This window comes from Arthrobacter alpinus, from assembly GCF_001294625.1.
Classification (GTDB): Bacteria; Actinomycetota; Actinomycetes; order Actinomycetales; family Micrococcaceae; genus Specibacter; species Specibacter alpinus_A.
The window spans coordinates 597,046-611,906 of sequence record NZ_CP012677.1; the positions used below are offsets into that span (position 1 = coordinate 597,046).

Below are 14,861 nucleotides of genomic sequence, written 5' to 3' on the forward strand. Positions count from 1 at the left end.
CGCCCACAATGGCGGTGCCTACCTACCCACAGTCCTCACAGCCTTAGCGCATCAAACACGGGCCGCCGCGGTGGTCCTTGCAGCGGATGTCGATTCCTCCGACAACTCCGGGGAATTGTTGCGCAAGGAACTGGGCGAACGCAATGTCATTTCCTTCGACGGGCGCAAGGGCGGCTATGGTGCCGCCGTCAATGCCGTGCTGGAGCACCAATCACGCACCAAGACAGGCCAGCTGGTTGGCGCCCTGACCGGCAGTTCGGCCAGCAACGACGCCGGCCCCTCCGCCACACCCCCCTCCGCAACAGCCTCCTCCGCTACGGCGACGTCCGGGCCTGCGGTGTCCCCGGACTCGGCCGCCCAGGAATGGATCTGGCTGTTGCAGGACGACGCTGCCCCGGCCCCCGATGCCCTAGAAAAACTATTGGAGTCGGTGGAACGCTCCACCACCGCCACCGTGGTCGGTTGCAAGCAGCTCGCCTGGGATGCGCCCCGGCGGCTGGTGGATGTGGGCCTGAAGGCCAACAAGTGGTTTGACCGCTTCACCATGGTCAACCTTGACGAACTGGACCAAGGGCAGTACGACCACCGCTCAGATTTCTTTGCTGTGAATGCGGCCGGCATGCTGGTGCGGCGCGACGTCTGGGAGAAGCTGGGCGGCTTTGACCCGGCACTGCCTGGCCCCGGCGACGACATTGACTTTTGTGCCCGGGTCCGGCTGGCCGGGCACCGCGTCCTGGTGGTTCCCGGGGCACGGATGTTCCATGTTGTGAACCGTGCCAACGCCTTGGGTTCACCGTCGGCCGCCCGCAAGGCCGCCATTTTCATCCGGCTCAAGCACGCCCCGCTGTGGCAGGTGCCACTGCTGATCGTAGGCGCCGTGCTCTCGGCCGTCTACTGGCTGTTTGCCGGTTTCTTGCTGAAAGCTCCCGGCCATGCCGTTGCCATGTTTGCGGCAACCTTCGCCGGGGTGATGCGGCCCGTTGCGTTGGCGAACAGCCGCGCTTCCCTGGCGAAAACCAGGGTCCAGCCACGCTCAGCCCACAAGGGCCTGATGGCGGGCCGGGAGGAATCCCTGAACCAGCTCAAGTCACTGCGCGAGGCTGTGGGCCCGGACGATGACTCCGGTGATCTTGACGCGGCCATGCCGTCCATTCTGGAGCCCACAGGCGATGCTCACAATGAGGCAGTGACGCCCCTGGTCACGGGCAAGACGGCACCCATCGTCAGCGGGCTGGCATTGGCGCTGGTTTTGGCGCTCCTGGCCGTTGTGACGCTTTCACGCTTCCTCGGTGCCCCCGCACTAACGGGCGGGGCACTGCTGCCGCTGTCCGAACACATCGGCTCGCTCTGGCGGCACGCCACCGACTGGTGGATCTCCCTGGGATCCGGGCTGCCGGGGCGTGGCGAACCGTTCAACTATATCTTGTTCCTCCTTGCTGCCCTGGGGTTCGGCGACGGCTCCACCGCTGTCCTGTGGCTGGTGGTGCTGGCCGTGCCACTGTCCGGGCTGACCGCCTGGCTGGCTGCGGGGGCCTTTACGGCAAAGAGGTGGCCGAGAGTCATCGCCGGCCTGATCTGGGCCGGTGCGCCGGTGTTGCAAACTGCGCTGGGCCAGGGCCGTTTGGGTGCCTTGCTAGCTCATGTGCTGATTCCGCTGGTCATCTTGGGGCTTGTCCGCGCAGTTGGCGGGGCCGTCGGCGCTAAGGGCGGGGCAGCGCCCAAGAAGGGCCCGCAGGCATCCCCCACCGTCAAACTTGGCCGGCCGGGGGTTGACGGCAATCCGTCCTGGACGGCGGCTGCCGGTGCGGGACTGGCGCTGGCGGCCCTAACGGTTGCTGCACCAAGCTTGCTCCCCTTGGCCTTCATTGCCATCTTGGCGGCAACCGTGGCCCTGCGCCGCCGGGGCAAGACCCTGTGGTGGGCGCTGGTGCCGTCGGCCGCTTTGTACTTGCCGTTTGTTTACTCGGCCCTTTCGAACCCGCGGGCCCTGCTCGGGGATCCCGGCGTGCCCCTCGCCGGTGCCGCGGGCCCGCTGTGGCAGCAGCTTCTGGGCTTCCCTGAGCTGATTGCGCCTGCCAGCAACTTGCTTGGCACGTACGCCATTGCCACCGATCCGCTCTGGACCTGGGTGGCTGTCCTGGTCATCGGTGTCCCCGTGGTGCTGGTGGCGTTCCTGGCTTTACTGGCACCCCTGCGACGTGCCGGAACCGTGCGGACACTCTGGCTGGTGGCCGTCCTGGCCCTGGCGGTGGCCTACGGCAGCAAGCTGCTCGCCGTGGCCCTGCAGGGCGAGACCCTGGTCACCGCATTCAACGGACCCGCGGTTTCGGTTGCCTTGTTTGCTCTTCTGGGGGCAGCACTTTTGGGGTTCGACGCCGTTTATCGCACCGCGTACGACGCCCGCGACCTTCCGCGGACGGGATCGGGCAACAGCGAGGTGTCCGGTGTTTCCCGAGGTCATCGCGGCGCCCGGCTCTCCGCCGTCGTCCTGAGCGTGGTGTTGGTGGCGGGCCCGGTAGCCAGCCTGGGTTTGTGGAGCGCCAACAGCCTGTCCGGCAACAGTGCCGGGCTGACGGGATCCGTGCTGGTGAACCCGTTGACGGCCGGAAGCATACCGGCCACGGCCGCTGACAGGGGAACCGGTCCTGAGGCAAGCCGCACTATTGTGCTGCGCGTACTTCCCGACGCTGGTGTCCAGGCCACGTTGATGCAGGGTTCGGGTACGGTGCTGGACACCCTCTCCAGCCTTGCCTCGGCCGAGCGCATCACAGGCGCGCCGGGTGCACAAACCCTTAAGGACACTGACCCGGCCACCTCGATGCTGCGCGAGAGCGTGGCAGCGATGATGGCCAAAACGGGCATCGATCCGCGCCCGGAACTCACGCAACTCGGTGTGGGCTTTGTAGTGTTGGAAAACGGTGACACAGCAGCGGAACTGGTAGCTGGTGAGCTCGAAGCCGTGCCAGGACTGGACACTGTTGGCCCTACCAGCTCCGGCTGGTTGTGGCGGGTCAAACCGAGCTACCAAGACGCCGGAACCACTGATGTGGTGACCAGGGTCAGGGTGGTTGACGCCCAGGGTGCGCCGCTGCTGCCGCTTCCGTCCAACGGACAAGACGTCAACACCGTAGTGCCGGCGGGCCAACAGGGCCGCCGCGTGGTCTTAGCCGAGCGCTTTGATCCAGGCTGGAGTGCCTGGCTCAACGGCGAAGAGTTGCAGGGCAGCAAAGATGGTTGGGCGCAGTCCTTTGAGCTTCCGGCAACGGCTGGAACCCTCGACATTCGATATGTACAGCCCTGGAACACGGTGATGAGCCTGGTGCAGATGGTCCTGCTTGGACTGACGGTACTGCTGGCCATTCCGCTGCGGGCACGGCGTGGACGGACCGGCTCATACCGGGACGAGGCGTCATTGCAAAAGGTAGGTAGAGGTGTCTGAACACCAGGATTCCAAGGACCAGCGTCAACGCCCAGTGCCTTCCACGGCTGTGCCTGCCACGGCTGTGTCTGGAAAGGGCTTGACACGCAAGGACAGCAAGAAGGGCCGGAAGCGGTGGCCGCTGGTGCTGGCCGGATCCGCCACGGCCGTGCTCGCTGTTGCCGTGGTGGCCGCCGGTTCTATAGTGCCGGGCGCGGACGCGAGCGCCCGCATCACGGCCGACACTCAAGTGCTGCCGGTGGGAGTGTCTTTGGCAAACTGCTCCGGCCCCACCCAATTGCTAAGTGGGGCGGCCGCAGGTGCCGACCCGGAATTTTCGCCAAGTTCCTCCTCAACCAAGTCGTTGTTGAGCGCGGTGGCACTGAGTAATGCTGACGGGGTGCTCCCCGGTGCCGTTGTCAACCGCCTGGATGCGACGGCTGCGCCACTGTTCACCCTCTCCACAGCACCGCAGGAGTCCCCGGACGCGGGCGGCGACAGCACAGCCTCGGCGTCTGCCTCGGCGCCGGCCAGCCTAGCGCCGGTGACGGGCGTGGCGAAGGAGAAGGCCGCCGTCGTGGCCAACAAGGACGTCGACGGTGTGTCCGTGTTGCGTGCGCTGCCGTTGGGCGGGCTGAATTCCCGCAGCGCCGGGGCAGTGGTCGTGAGCTCCAGCGACGGTGATTTGCAGGGGATGGCCGCGAGTACCTGCCAACTCCCTGCCAACGATCTTTGGTTGAGCGGTGCCAGCACTACGGTGGGCCGCACAGCTGTGTTGACGCTGGCCAACTCCACGAGCAGCCCCGCCACGGTAAGCTTGGAGTTTTTTGGGGCCGGCGGTCCCCTCCAGGCGCCGGGCGGCAAGGGCCTGGTGGTGGCACCCGGGGCTTCACGGTCGGTGGTGCTTTCCGGATTGGTTCCGGACCAGGAACTCGTCAGCGTACACGTCAAAAGCACTGGGGGAGCAGTCTCCGCGGTGATTCAACAGTCGGTGTTGCGCGGACTAACCCCCGGCGGAGTGGACTTCCTGGCACCTGCGCAGTCACCAGCCACCTCGCAGACCATTCCCGGCGTGAGGGTTCAGGACCCCGCACTCGCGGCCAGCATTTCCGCCCAGAGCGGTTATGCCGACGCCACCACGGCGTTGCAGGTAACAGTCCCTGGTGCCACCGACGCTGTGGTGGAAGTGAAGGCGTACGGCCTGGCAGGGCAGGTGGCCTTGCCCAATGGTGGCGTGTTCACCGCCCGTGCCGGAAAGGTCAATGAACTCTCGCTGGCAGGACTGGCGCAAGGGAGCTACACCTTGAGCGTGCGAGCCGACTACGCCATGACGGCGACTGTTCGGTTGGTCAACGCCACCAAGGCCGGCGACGCCGTCGACCTGGCCTTCGCGCCATCCACCCGGCGCCTGGGCGACAACCACCTGCTGACGCTGCCTGCTTCGGCTGCCTCCAGCCTTGTCTTCACTGCACCTGCGGGATCCGCCACCGTGACACTGGTGCCGATCTCCGCAACCGGGGTGCTGGGTGCGGCCAAGACGGTGGAATTGAAGCCGGGCATCACCAACGTGGTTGATCCTGCGGCGCTTCTGGGGGCCGACGCCGCCGCCGTGTTGGTATCCGCCGCTGGTGACCCCGTGTTTGGTACGCAGTTGCTGGGAAACACGGACTCGGCAAACATTGCCGTGCTGCCCGTCGCCAGCCCGCCCACAGAATCACCGTCGCTGAAAATCGTCACCGGGTACTGACCGCCGCCGTCAGTGGCCGCGAAAGCGCCGAAAAAGCGGATCCACGGTGTCCGGGTCGATGTTTAGCAGGCCCGCGACTTGCTCGATGAGCACTTCATGGACAAGTTCGCGGGTTTGCCACGGGGCTTCACACAACGCCTCCACTGGATGGCGGTAGATGATGATGGCGCCAGGCTCGGCCTTCCTGCCCGGTGCGGGCGTCGACGCTGCCCGGTACTTGCCCAATGGTGTCTGGGACCGTGAGGCGATGAGCGCTTCGAGGTTATCCGGGACTTCCTCCACCAGGTATTCCACGTCCTCCAGAGGTGCGCCCCACAGCTCGCGCAGACGTTCGGCAGAGTCCACCACCAGGTCCTCAAACATTTCACTGCGGGTCCGTGAGGCGGGCAAGCCGGCGGGCAGGAGTGTTCCACGCAGGCCGCGACCGTGCCGGTTGCGGCGGCGTCGGGCAAAGGGCCGCGGCTTCCCCGGGGCCGTACCGCCGTCGTTCGCGGCAGTGTCCTTAAAAGCAGTGACGTTAAAGGTGACGCTAAACCCTGGTTCGTGCTGGTTGAACTGCATGATTTCACTCTAGTTCACCGGGCAACAGTGCGCCGTGGAAGGCAATTGCGCCAAACACGGGTAATCTTGGGGATCGTGGGAACTCTTCGTCAATGCACCCGGTCCGCCTGCCGCGAGTCGGCCGTGGCCACGCTGACGTATGTCTACGCGGACTCCACAGCGGTCCTTGGCCCCCTGGCATCCTTCGCCGAACCCCATTGTTACGACCTTTGTGCCAAGCACTCGGCCAGGTTGACTGTTCCGCGGGGGTGGGAAGTGATCCACCTGGCCCGTTCCAACACCCCTCCCGCCCCCGGGCCCGATGACCTTCTGGCCTTGGCTGACGCCGTCCGTGAGGCGGCGTACAAGGAGCCGGACGACGACGGCCCGCTGGCCCAGCGTGAACCCCGCGGTTCCCTGGAACGCCCCGTTGCGGCACCCCGCGGAGCATCTAACAGCCCCCAAGGCACTGGCCGCCGCGCCCATCTGCACATCCTGCGCGACTAGCGGCACCCGGTAGCATCAAGGCTAAGCACTGTGAAGAGAAGAGATTGTCATGGCAAAGATGAGTGAACAACTACTGTCGGTGTTGCGCTGCCCCGTAACGGGCTCCACCTTGGTGCAGGAGGGCGAGGAGCTGGTCAGCACCGCACCCGGCGCCGACGGGCAGCCTGTACGCTATTCGATCGACGAAGGCATCGCCTTGTTGTTGCGGCCCGAACAGCTGGCGGGGTAGGCAGTACACGGCGTCTCCATTGCACACCCGATCACCACAGGCAGGTTTTCCATGAGCAACTGGCAGCAGATTGGCGCCTATACCAGGTGCCTGAAGGCGGACAATCCCGGCCCCATGACACTTGACGGGACCAACTCCTATGTACTTGCGGGGGCGGATTCTTCCACCGTGGTGGTGGTTGATCCGGGCCCGCTCCTGGAGGAGCACTTGCAGGCGTTGGCCGCGTCGGGAAAAGTCGGGCTGATCCTGATCACCCACCACCATGGCGACCACACCGACGGCAGCGCCCGGCTGCACCAGCTCACCGGTGCCCCCGTCCGCGCAGCCCACCCCGACTTTTGCCACATGGGGGAGCCGCTGGATGACGGGGAAGTCATCCGCGCGGCAGGCCTTGAGATCACGGTGCTCGCCACGCCGGGGCACACCTTGGACTCGGTCTGTTTTGTGCTGGCGGACGACGGCGGGCACGGCTCGGTCTTGACCGGAGACACCGTTCTGGGCCAGGGCAGCACCGTCATTTGTTATCCGGACGGCCGGCTTAGCCACTACCTGGAATCCCTTCAGAAGTTGCGGCTCGCGGGACTGGCGCAAAAGGAAGTCAAAGCGCTGCCGGGGCATGGGCCCGTGCTTGCCAGCCTTGCCGCTGCCGCCGCTGGCTACCAGGACCACCGGCGGGAGCGGCTGGCACAGGTCAGTGCCGCCGTCGTACTTTTACAAGAACGCACAGGGACCGCTCCCGACGCTACTGCCGTGACCGCCGAAGTTTACGGTGACGTGCCTGCCAACCTGCAGGGGGCTGCGCGGCTGTCGGTGGAAGCCCAGCTGGACTACCTGCGCACGGTTTAGTTCAGCAGGCGGGCCGCCCTCCTGGAGTGTTCTTGCGTGTGGTCACCTGAGTAGTGTCCATGGCGTAAAATTAGCCGTGCTGGGTAGGTGCCCAAAATTGGCAACGCCGAATAAGCCCACCGAATGGGGAGATTGAATGTCTGAGCTGGACCAGACCAAGAAGCCTCGCAGAGGTTGGAAGATCGCCATGATCTCCGCGGTTGCTCTTGTCATCGTCGCAGGGGGTGTGGGAGCCGCAACAGCTCCCTCATGGCTGCCATCCGCCGATTCATCGAAGGGGTCGGCGAGTTCGGCACCCTCGGTGGCTCCCACCCCCACGCCTCCAGCAATTCCCGTGACGCTCGCCGTAACGCCCGAGGCCGGCACGGCGTCTGTCAACCCTGGGGCGCCCGTCGTGGCGCAAGCCCAAAATGGCACAGTTTTCAGTGCCGTGCTCAAAGAAACCGCCACCGGCGAAACAGTTGACGGTGAGCTGTTTGTCAGCGGCCAGAAGTGGATTTCCCAGGGGCCGCTGAAGTTCAACACCAGCTACAGCTTCGAGGTCACCACCGCCGACTCTGCCGGAACCAAGGCAACCCACGTCAGCACCTTCACCACCGTGCCCGCAGCACACGAGGCCAACCTGGTGATGTATCCCGCCGCGAATGCCACCGTTGGCGTGGCACAGCCGTTGGAGTTCAATTTCAGCGAACCGGTCATCAACAAGGAAGCCGTTGAGAGCGCCATTAAAATCACTTCGGCCACGGGTCAGGTGGGAGCCTTCCACTGGTACTCCGACACCCGGGTGCGTTACCGTGCCGCAGAGTTCTGGCCCGCGAACACCGCATTGACCGTTGAGATGAACCTTTTCGGTGTCGACTTTGGCAACGGGATGATCGGTAACTTCTCCAAAACCAGCAACGTCAACATTGGCAACAAGGTGGTGATGGAGGCCGACGCCGCCGCCAAGAGCGTAAGTATCTTCGTCAATGACCAACTGGCCAGGAGCTTCCCGGCAACCCTGGGCGATACTGCTTTTCCGTCGGCCTCAGGGTACATGGTGCTCACCAGCGACAAACAGCGGTACGCCACGTTCAAGGCTTCCTCCATCGGCCTGAAGCCGGGCGATCCAGGCGACTACGGCTCGGTGGATGTGGAGTTTGCCACCCGCCTGTCCAATAGCGGCATCTTCATCCACCAGGCCACGCCGTCTGCCATGCCGTATCTTGGCGTCGTGAACCTTTCCCACGGCTGCATCGGCCTCTCCGCTGAGGGGGCGGGTTGGGTGTTCGCCAACATGCACCCCGGCGACATTGTGCACACCGTAGGAACGCCGAACGCGACCATTGCTCCCACCGACGGCTTTGGCGATTGGAACATCCCCTTCGAGCAGTACGCCAGCCGCTAGCCAAAGGCGCGGCTCACTTCGCCCGGGCTGGTTCCCTCCCATGCTGTGCGCCGCGCAGCTGGCATGGAGGTGGTCCGCTTTGGACGCCAATTTCATGTCTTCCAAGTAGCCGTTGCCGGCTACCTAGTTCCCGCTCCGTGGCCGTTCAGCCGCGCCCGCAAATGTGCGGCCTCGCTGGCTGCGGCGGAAAGTCGCGTGAACTCCCGTTCCCGCCGTTCGGAGATCAGTGCTGCAAGGAAGATTTCCGGGGGAGTGCCGGGGGGTGGCTGCGGCGCCACATACCTGCTGGCTTCCCCGGCCAGTTCGTTCCCCAGGGAAATCCGTGAAGCGGGCGCCATGGCTCCGCCTTGGCGAAGGAAGATAGAAATCCGCCGGGCCAGGGTGTCGGGCAGGCGGCCGATGTCGGCCAGGGCAGCCCAGCCGGCCAAGGCCGGGACGGTGGACACCTGCAGCGGCTTGGGTTCCGGCGCCCGGTCCCGGATGGCGTAAGTGCCGGCCAGCATGTCGCCGAGCCGCTTGGACTTTGTGTTGAACAAGGAGGCCAAAAAGGCCACCGAACCCAGGGACACATAGATTTCAAAGAACCCAAGGAGGCCACGGACCAAGGCGTGCCGGAAGCGGATGGAGCCGCCGTCGTCGCGCACTATCCTCAGGCCCATGATCAGCTTGCCAAGTGACTTGCCGCGCGTGAGGGTCTCCACGGCGATGGGCACGATCACAAGCAGCGTCACCAGTGTCACCAGGATGACCACACGGGTGGCCGCGGGGTCAACGAGGAACGGGATGGCGCCTATGGTGAACAGGGCGGCGAATACCAACACGATGGTCGCCGCAACGTCAATGGCACAGCCCAAGGATCTGGCGGCAAAGGAGGATGGGCGCAACTCCAGGACGACGGCCTCGCCGGTGATGATCGTGGACATAAAATCAGTCTAGCCATACGGCCACCACGCAGCTGGCGCGGGTATGCCCCCGCCTGCCCTATAGGCTGGGTCGTGTGGATTTGGACGCGTTTACGGCAGTGCACCGCCCGCAGTGGGAGCGGTTGAAGGTTCTTGCGCGCCAACGCCGGCTCACCGGGGCGGAAGCGGACGAGTTGCTGGAGCTGTATCAAAGTGTCTCCGCCCAGCTCTCACTCATCCGTTCGGTGGCCGCCGAGAGCCCCCTGTCGGCGTCGCTGTCCGCGATCCTGGCCACCGCCAGGACCCGGTTCACCGGCGCCCGGTCCAATATTTTTGTGGACGTGGCCCGCTTCTTTGCCATCTCCTTGCCCGTGGCGTTTTACCGGCTGCGCTGGCTGACCCTAGCTGTGGGTGCGGTGTTTGTCCTGATCAGCGTCCTCTTCGGCGTCTGGACCAGCGGCAATCCGGCGGTCCTGGCGGCCATGGGCAGCGACGCGCAACTGCAGCAGCTGGTCAACCACGACTTTGTGAATTACTATTCCGAAAACCCTGCGGCGTCCTTTGCCGGTGCCGTATGGACCAACAACGCCTGGATCGCGGCCCAGTCCGTGGCGCTTGGCATCACCGGGGTCTTTGTGCCGTACTCCTTGTTCATGAACGCCCAAAACGTGGGCATGAGCGCCGGGGTCATGTTCGCCTTCGACCGCGGGGACGTGTTCTTCAGCTACATCCTGCCGCACGGGCTCATGGAGCTCAGCGCCATCTTCATTGCCCAGGCGGCGGGCCTGCGGATCTTCTGGGCCTGGGTCCGGCCGGGACCGCGCAGCCGCCTTGACTCGCTGGCACGGGAGGGTCGGGCGTTGATGACAACCGCCGTCGGGCTGGTCTTTGTGCTGTTCATCTCCGCCCTGGTGGAGGCGTATGTGACGCCCAGCCCGCTGCCGGTGTGGGCCAAGATCGGCATCGGCGCCCTGGTGCTTTGCGCGTATTGGGCCTATGCGCTGGTGCTGGGCCGGCGGGCGTGGCTGGCGGGGGAAGTCGGGGACCTTTCCGAGGACGACGCCGGCGCAGTGGTGCCCGCCAGCTGAGACTTGCGCTGTGCTTTGTGGTTGTTCGCCAAGCTGTGCCGTTGGTGTCAGTTTGGCAACGGCACGGGGTGGCACCGGGGATCAGGTGCCTGCTCCCGGTATTCTTCACGGTGTGAGCGAGAACAAAATCCCCGAAGAATCCGGCACCACGCCCCCTCCATCGCACGGGCCGGACACGGTGCGCCCGGCACCCAAAGCTGAGGCCCCCACCAAGATCAAAGTGGACATGCCCCTTGACGGCAGCGAGCCCGAGCCTATGCGCCCGGCTGCCCGCATGCCCAAGCTGCCCACACCGGCTGAGCTGGACGCTGCACCGGACCAAGAACCGGAGGTGTTTGTGGATTCCTCGCCCACCACCATGCTGCAGATCCGCCCACCCCAGGAAGAAGTGGAAAAGCGCCTGGCTGCCCGGGAGGCGGCTGCGAACACCAAACCTGTTCTGCCGCGCGTGTTCCAGGTCCTGTTGGCCGTGTTCTACCCGGTGGTGCTGCTGGTGCTGGCCATCCGCCTGATAACCACCTCCGTCTTCCTCTGGGTTGAATACCACCGCCCGGGGTTCCCCGCTGATTCCTTCGGCTTCACCACCGATGACAGGACCACTTACGGTTCCTACACCATTGACTACCTGCTGAACTTTGCCGGCCCCAGATACTTGGGGGACCTTGTCAACGACAAAAAGAACCCCTTGTTCCTTGCCCGCGAAGTGGCACACATGGCTGATGTGAAATCCGTGATCACCATGGCTTTCCTGCTGGGACTGGTTCTCGCCATCGCCATGACCGTCTTCATCGTCCACTTGTCCAAGCGCACCCCAGGTGGTGTCCGCCGGGGGCTCTTTGCCGGTTCCATCGCGACCTTGGTGCTCATCATTGCTTTGGGTGTGGTGGCCGTTCTGGGGTGGGAGGCGTTCTTCACCGAGTTCCACAGGATCTTCTTCGCCAACGGCACTTGGACGTTCTACACCGACGACACCTTGATCCGCTTGTTCCCTAGCCAATTCTGGATGGACTCGGGCATCTTCATCGGCGGGTTTGTGCTGGTGGTCTCCTCCCTGACACTGGCCTTCACCTGGCCCACCAGGGACCGCCGCCAGGCCGTGGCCAAGGCCAAGCGCCCGGGGCGCCGTTCAGCCACCGTGTAGCCGCCGTGTCGCCGAGACCCGCTGATTTCGGCAGGCTCAATCCCCGAGACGACTAGATCCAGCTCGGCATCCACATGTGCTGGCGCCAGTATTCAAAAGGGATTTGTTCGGCCGCCCAGATCGGGTAGAAGTAGGCGCTCAGGGCCACCGCTAGAACCACGAAAATTCCGGCGAAGAGGGCCCCTTGCTGCCTGCGCCACGGGGGGTCGCCCAGTTTTCCCATAACTATGCCCAGTACCAAGGTCAGCGCCAGGATCATGAAGGGCTCGTACGCGATGGCGTAGAAGAAGAAGATGGTACGTGAGGGGTAGAGCAGCCAGGGTACGTAGCCGGCGGCGAAGCCCACCAGGATGGCGCCGGCACGCCAGTCGCGCTTGGCAATCCACACCCCGATCAGGAACAGGATCGCCAGTGAACCTCCCCACCAGATCAGCGGGTTGCCCAGGCTGGTGATCATGGTCGCGCACTTGTCCGCAGTGCAGCCATCCTCACCCTTGACGGGGTATTGCGAGTAGAAAGAGGTAGGCCTGCCCATGACAAACCAAGACCACGCATTGGCCTTGTAAGGGTGGTCCGAGTCCAGCCCCGTATGGAAGTTGTACGCGGTTGAGTGGTAATGCCACAAGGACCGCAAGGCGTCAGGGATCCAGCCCCACGTCGTGCTCGGATTCGACGGCGCCCAGTTCCTGTCGTAAGCGTCCTTGGAGAGGAACCATCCGGTCCAGGTGGCCAGGTAGGTCACGGCCGCAACCGGGACAACGCTGACAAACGCGAAGATCCCGTCCTTGACGATGGCGCCGGCGACCCAGTACTTGATGCCCGCGATGCGGCGCGCGCTCATGTCCCACACCACAGTCATCAGCCCAAAGGCGGCCAGGAAGAACAAGCCCGACCACTTGGTGCCGATGCACAGGCCCAGGGACACCCCTGCCGCCAACCGCCACCAACGCACACCCAGCCACGGCCCATACAGCAGATTCTTCCCTGGAACCCCGCCATGGGCCTTGGCGAGGGTAGACAGGCGCGCGGCCAGCCGACGTCGTCCATCATCACGGTCCAGCAGGAGGGCGCCAAAGGCCAGCAACGCCCAAAACATGACGAAAATATCCAGCAGGGACGTCCTGGACTGCACAATGGCGTGGCCGTCCACGGCAAAGAGCAGGCCGGCCACGGCACCCAAAATGGTGGAGCGGAACATCTTTTGGGCGATCAAGGCCAGCACGAAGATCGAAAGTGTGCCCACCAACGCCGCAGAGAAACGCCACCCGAAGGTGCTGTCGGGGCCAAATAGCCACATGCCAAACGCGATCATCCACTTGCCCGCGGGCGGATGCACCACGTATTCGGGAGTGTTCTCCAGGGCCGTGAAGATGCCGCGGTTGAAGAGGTCGTTGGCCTTTTCGGCCCAATTGCGTTCGTAGCCGCTTTGCAGATAACTGTAGGCGTCCTTGATGTAATACGTCTCGTCAAAGACCAACGATTCCGGCTGCCCCAGGCGGACAAACCTCAGCAGCCCGCCGACGAACGCGGTGAGTGTCGGTGCCAGCCAGAACCAAAGGCGCAGGCTGGCCGGTGTGGTGGAGAAGGAGGCGCGGGCGCCGATCAGCCTGGTGAGCAGGGCGTTGCGGGTGAAGGCCCTGTGGGGATCGCGCAGCCACCGGGGCGCCATGGGCGCAGGCTTCCGGGACGGGCCCTGTCCACTGGGGTCTACTCCGCCGCCGGTGCCGTGGCTGGGGTCGCTGGTGGGTGAGGCGTCCGGGGAGGGGGCAGGGGTATCCCTGGTATTGGCTTGCACCTTGCCAATGGTACCGAAGTGCGCCGCCGATGCGCCGGACAACTAGGCTGGTGTTATGGAAGAAGATCTGGCAGTTCAGACTGAGTACGCGCAATCGCCCGAGGACGGGCAAGAAGAACAAGGATTTGTCTCCTTTGTGCCGGAGGAGGCGGGGAGCCAGCCCCTACGCGAACCCGGGCAGGGTTACATCATCTTGGCCGCAACCCCCATTGGAAACATGGGGGACGCCTCCGCGCGGTTGGTCTCCTGGCTCGGGACCGCCGACATCGTCGCAGCCGAGGACACCCGCCGGCTCCATCGTTTGGTCACGAGTCTGGGCGTGAAAGTGACGGGCAAGGTTGTCAGCTACCACGAGCATAACGAGGCGGCCAAGACCCCCGAACTTTTGACCCAGGTCCAAAGCGGCAAGGTGTTGCTGATGGTTACCGATGCCGGCATGCCGGCCGTCTCCGATCCGGGGTACCGACTGGTGGCGGCCGCTGTGGAGGCAGGCGTGCGGGTAACGGCGGCACCCGGGCCCTCCGCCGTGCTAACGGCCTTGGCACTGTCCGGGCTGCCCACCGATCGTTTTTGTTTTGAAGGGTTCTTGCCGCGCAAGTCCGGGGAGCGGGCCAGTCGTCTGCACGAGCTGTCGGTGGAGCCGCGCACCATGGTGTTCTTTGAGGCGCCCCACCGTTTAGAGGCCATGCTACGGGCGCTGCACACGGCGTTTGGGCCTGCCCGTCAGGGAGCAGTGTGCCGCGAACTGACAAAGACGTATGAGGAAGTGATCCGCAAACCACTCTCCGGGCTCCTGGAATGGGCCGAAACGGCGGAGATTCGCGGCGAGATCGCCATTGTGGTGGCCGGCGCCCCGGCCACTGACCCGGGCACGCCCGAGGACCACGTGGCGGCAGTCAACGCGCTCATGGAGCAGGGCATGCGCATGAAGGAGGCCGTCGCGGTCATCGCCCACGACGTCCATGTGAGCAAGCGCGAACTTTACAGTGCCGTGTTGGCGGCCCGCGGGTAGTCCTTCGTTGAGGGGGCAGATCACCACCCGTTTTTGGGGTGGTGATCCGCCCCCTCAACGTTGGGCGGGCCCCTTTATTTTTGTGAGCTCGGACTCCCTCTTCCACCCGGCCTCTGACACCTTGATCGATCTTGTGCCGAGGATCGAAGGCCTGGCGCAATTCTCCCTTGTCGGTTTCCGGTCAAGGGTCCTTGTGCGCCGGTGTTGAGCCATGCAGGGGACCGTCACCTGATGAGCGGGACCCACCTG

At 64.6% G+C, this 14,861-nt stretch carries 12 protein-coding genes; 9 read left to right on the forward strand and 3 right to left on the reverse strand.

The genetic code is table 11. The features are described from left to right. The first annotated feature begins 70 nt into the window (after positions 1 to 70). Positions 71 to 3,439: a glycosyltransferase family 2 protein gene (locus AOC05_RS02630; RefSeq protein WP_062005444.1), complete on the forward strand. Its 3,369-nt coding sequence runs from the start codon at positions 71 to 73 to the stop codon at positions 3,437 to 3,439. Then, positions 3,432 to 5,165: a DUF5719 family protein gene (locus AOC05_RS02635; RefSeq protein ID WP_062005446.1), complete on the forward strand. Its 1,734-nt coding sequence runs from the start codon at positions 3,432 to 3,434 to the stop codon at positions 5,163 to 5,165. Before AOC05_RS02630 ends, AOC05_RS02635 begins: the two co-directional genes overlap by 8 nt. 9 nt (positions 5,166 to 5,174) lie before the next feature. Here the strand turns inward: AOC05_RS02635 and AOC05_RS02640 are convergent, their stop codons facing one another. Then, entirely contained in the window at positions 5,175 to 5,726 is a 552-nt protein-coding gene (locus AOC05_RS02640; RefSeq protein ID WP_062005448.1) for a metallopeptidase family protein, read from the reverse strand. Between the two features lie 75 nt (positions 5,727 to 5,801). Between AOC05_RS02640 and AOC05_RS02645 the strand changes: the two genes are divergently transcribed. The 4 genes from AOC05_RS02645 to AOC05_RS02660 all read left to right on the forward strand — a co-directional run bounded on the left by AOC05_RS02645 (position 5,802) and on the right by AOC05_RS02660 (position 8,674). Then, complete coding sequence (locus AOC05_RS02645; protein ID WP_062009248.1) at positions 5,802 to 6,212, forward strand: DUF3499 domain-containing protein; 411 nt, start codon at positions 5,802 to 5,804, stop codon at positions 6,210 to 6,212. Positions 6,213 to 6,261: 49 nt separating this feature from the next. Then, the gene (locus tag AOC05_RS02650) at positions 6,262 to 6,441 is read left to right on the forward strand and encodes a hypothetical protein (RefSeq protein ID WP_062005450.1); all 180 of its coding nucleotides are present in this window, start codon (positions 6,262 to 6,264) and stop codon (positions 6,439 to 6,441) included. Between the two features lie 51 nt (positions 6,442 to 6,492). Continuing rightward, positions 6,493 to 7,287, forward strand: coding sequence for an MBL fold metallo-hydrolase (locus AOC05_RS02655; protein ID WP_062005452.1), 795 nt, complete (start codon positions 6,493 to 6,495; stop codon positions 7,285 to 7,287). A 136-nt stretch (positions 7,288 to 7,423) separates the two neighbouring features. Beyond that, a complete protein-coding gene (locus AOC05_RS02660) occupies positions 7,424 to 8,674 on the forward strand; it encodes a L,D-transpeptidase (protein ID WP_062005454.1) in 1,251 nt (416 codons plus the stop codon). A gap of 119 nt (positions 8,675 to 8,793) precedes the next feature. Here the strand turns inward: AOC05_RS02660 and AOC05_RS02665 are convergent, their stop codons facing one another. Next, positions 8,794 to 9,597, reverse strand: coding sequence for an RDD family protein (locus tag AOC05_RS02665; RefSeq protein ID WP_062005456.1), 804 nt, complete (start codon positions 9,595 to 9,597; stop codon positions 8,794 to 8,796). A 74-nt stretch (positions 9,598 to 9,671) separates the two neighbouring features. On the opposite strand from AOC05_RS02665, the gene AOC05_RS02670 reads away from it, so the two are divergent. Next, positions 9,672 to 10,664 carry a stage II sporulation protein M gene (locus AOC05_RS02670; RefSeq protein ID WP_195849401.1) on the forward strand — a complete coding sequence of 331 codons (993 nt, stop codon included), beginning with the start codon at positions 9,672 to 9,674 and terminating at the stop codon, positions 10,662 to 10,664. Positions 10,665 to 10,776: 112 nt separating this feature from the next. Next, positions 10,777 to 11,805: a TIGR01906 family membrane protein gene (locus AOC05_RS02675; RefSeq protein WP_062005458.1), complete on the forward strand. Its 1,029-nt coding sequence runs from the start codon at positions 10,777 to 10,779 to the stop codon at positions 11,803 to 11,805. 52 nt (positions 11,806 to 11,857) lie between these two features. Here the strand turns inward: AOC05_RS02675 and AOC05_RS02680 are convergent, their stop codons facing one another. Then, positions 11,858 to 13,609 carry a dolichyl-phosphate-mannose--protein mannosyltransferase gene (locus AOC05_RS02680; RefSeq protein WP_062009252.1) on the reverse strand — a complete coding sequence of 584 codons (1,752 nt, stop codon included), beginning with the start codon at positions 13,607 to 13,609 and terminating at the stop codon, positions 11,858 to 11,860. 208 nt (positions 13,610 to 13,817) lie between these two features. Between AOC05_RS02680 and rsmI the strand changes: the two genes are divergently transcribed. Continuing rightward, positions 13,818 to 14,612 carry a 16S rRNA (cytidine(1402)-2'-O)-methyltransferase gene (gene rsmI / locus AOC05_RS02685; RefSeq protein ID WP_230085639.1) on the forward strand — a complete coding sequence of 265 codons (795 nt, stop codon included), beginning with the start codon at positions 13,818 to 13,820 and terminating at the stop codon, positions 14,610 to 14,612. Positions 14,613 to 14,861: the final 249 nt, after the last annotated feature.

Excerpts from the sequence above, each read along its gene's own strand:
- AOC05_RS02640 (WP_062005448.1), bottom strand. The coding sequence starts at position 5,726 with ATGCAGTTCAACCAGCACGAACCAGGGTTTAGCGTCACCTTTAACGTC.
- AOC05_RS02650 (WP_062005450.1), top strand. The coding sequence starts at position 6,262 with ATGGCAAAGATGAGTGAACAACTACTGTCGGTGTTGCGCTGCCCCGTA.
- AOC05_RS02655 (WP_062005452.1), top strand. The coding sequence starts at position 6,493 with ATGAGCAACTGGCAGCAGATTGGCGCCTATACCAGGTGCCTGAAGGCG.
- AOC05_RS02660 (WP_062005454.1), top strand. The coding sequence starts at position 7,424 with ATGTCTGAGCTGGACCAGACCAAGAAGCCTCGCAGAGGTTGGAAGATC.
- AOC05_RS02665 (WP_062005456.1), bottom strand. The coding sequence starts at position 9,597 with ATGTCCACGATCATCACCGGCGAGGCCGTCGTCCTGGAGTTGCGCCCA.
- rsmI (WP_230085639.1), top strand. The coding sequence starts at position 13,818 with ATGGGGGACGCCTCCGCGCGGTTGGTCTCCTGGCTCGGGACCGCCGAC.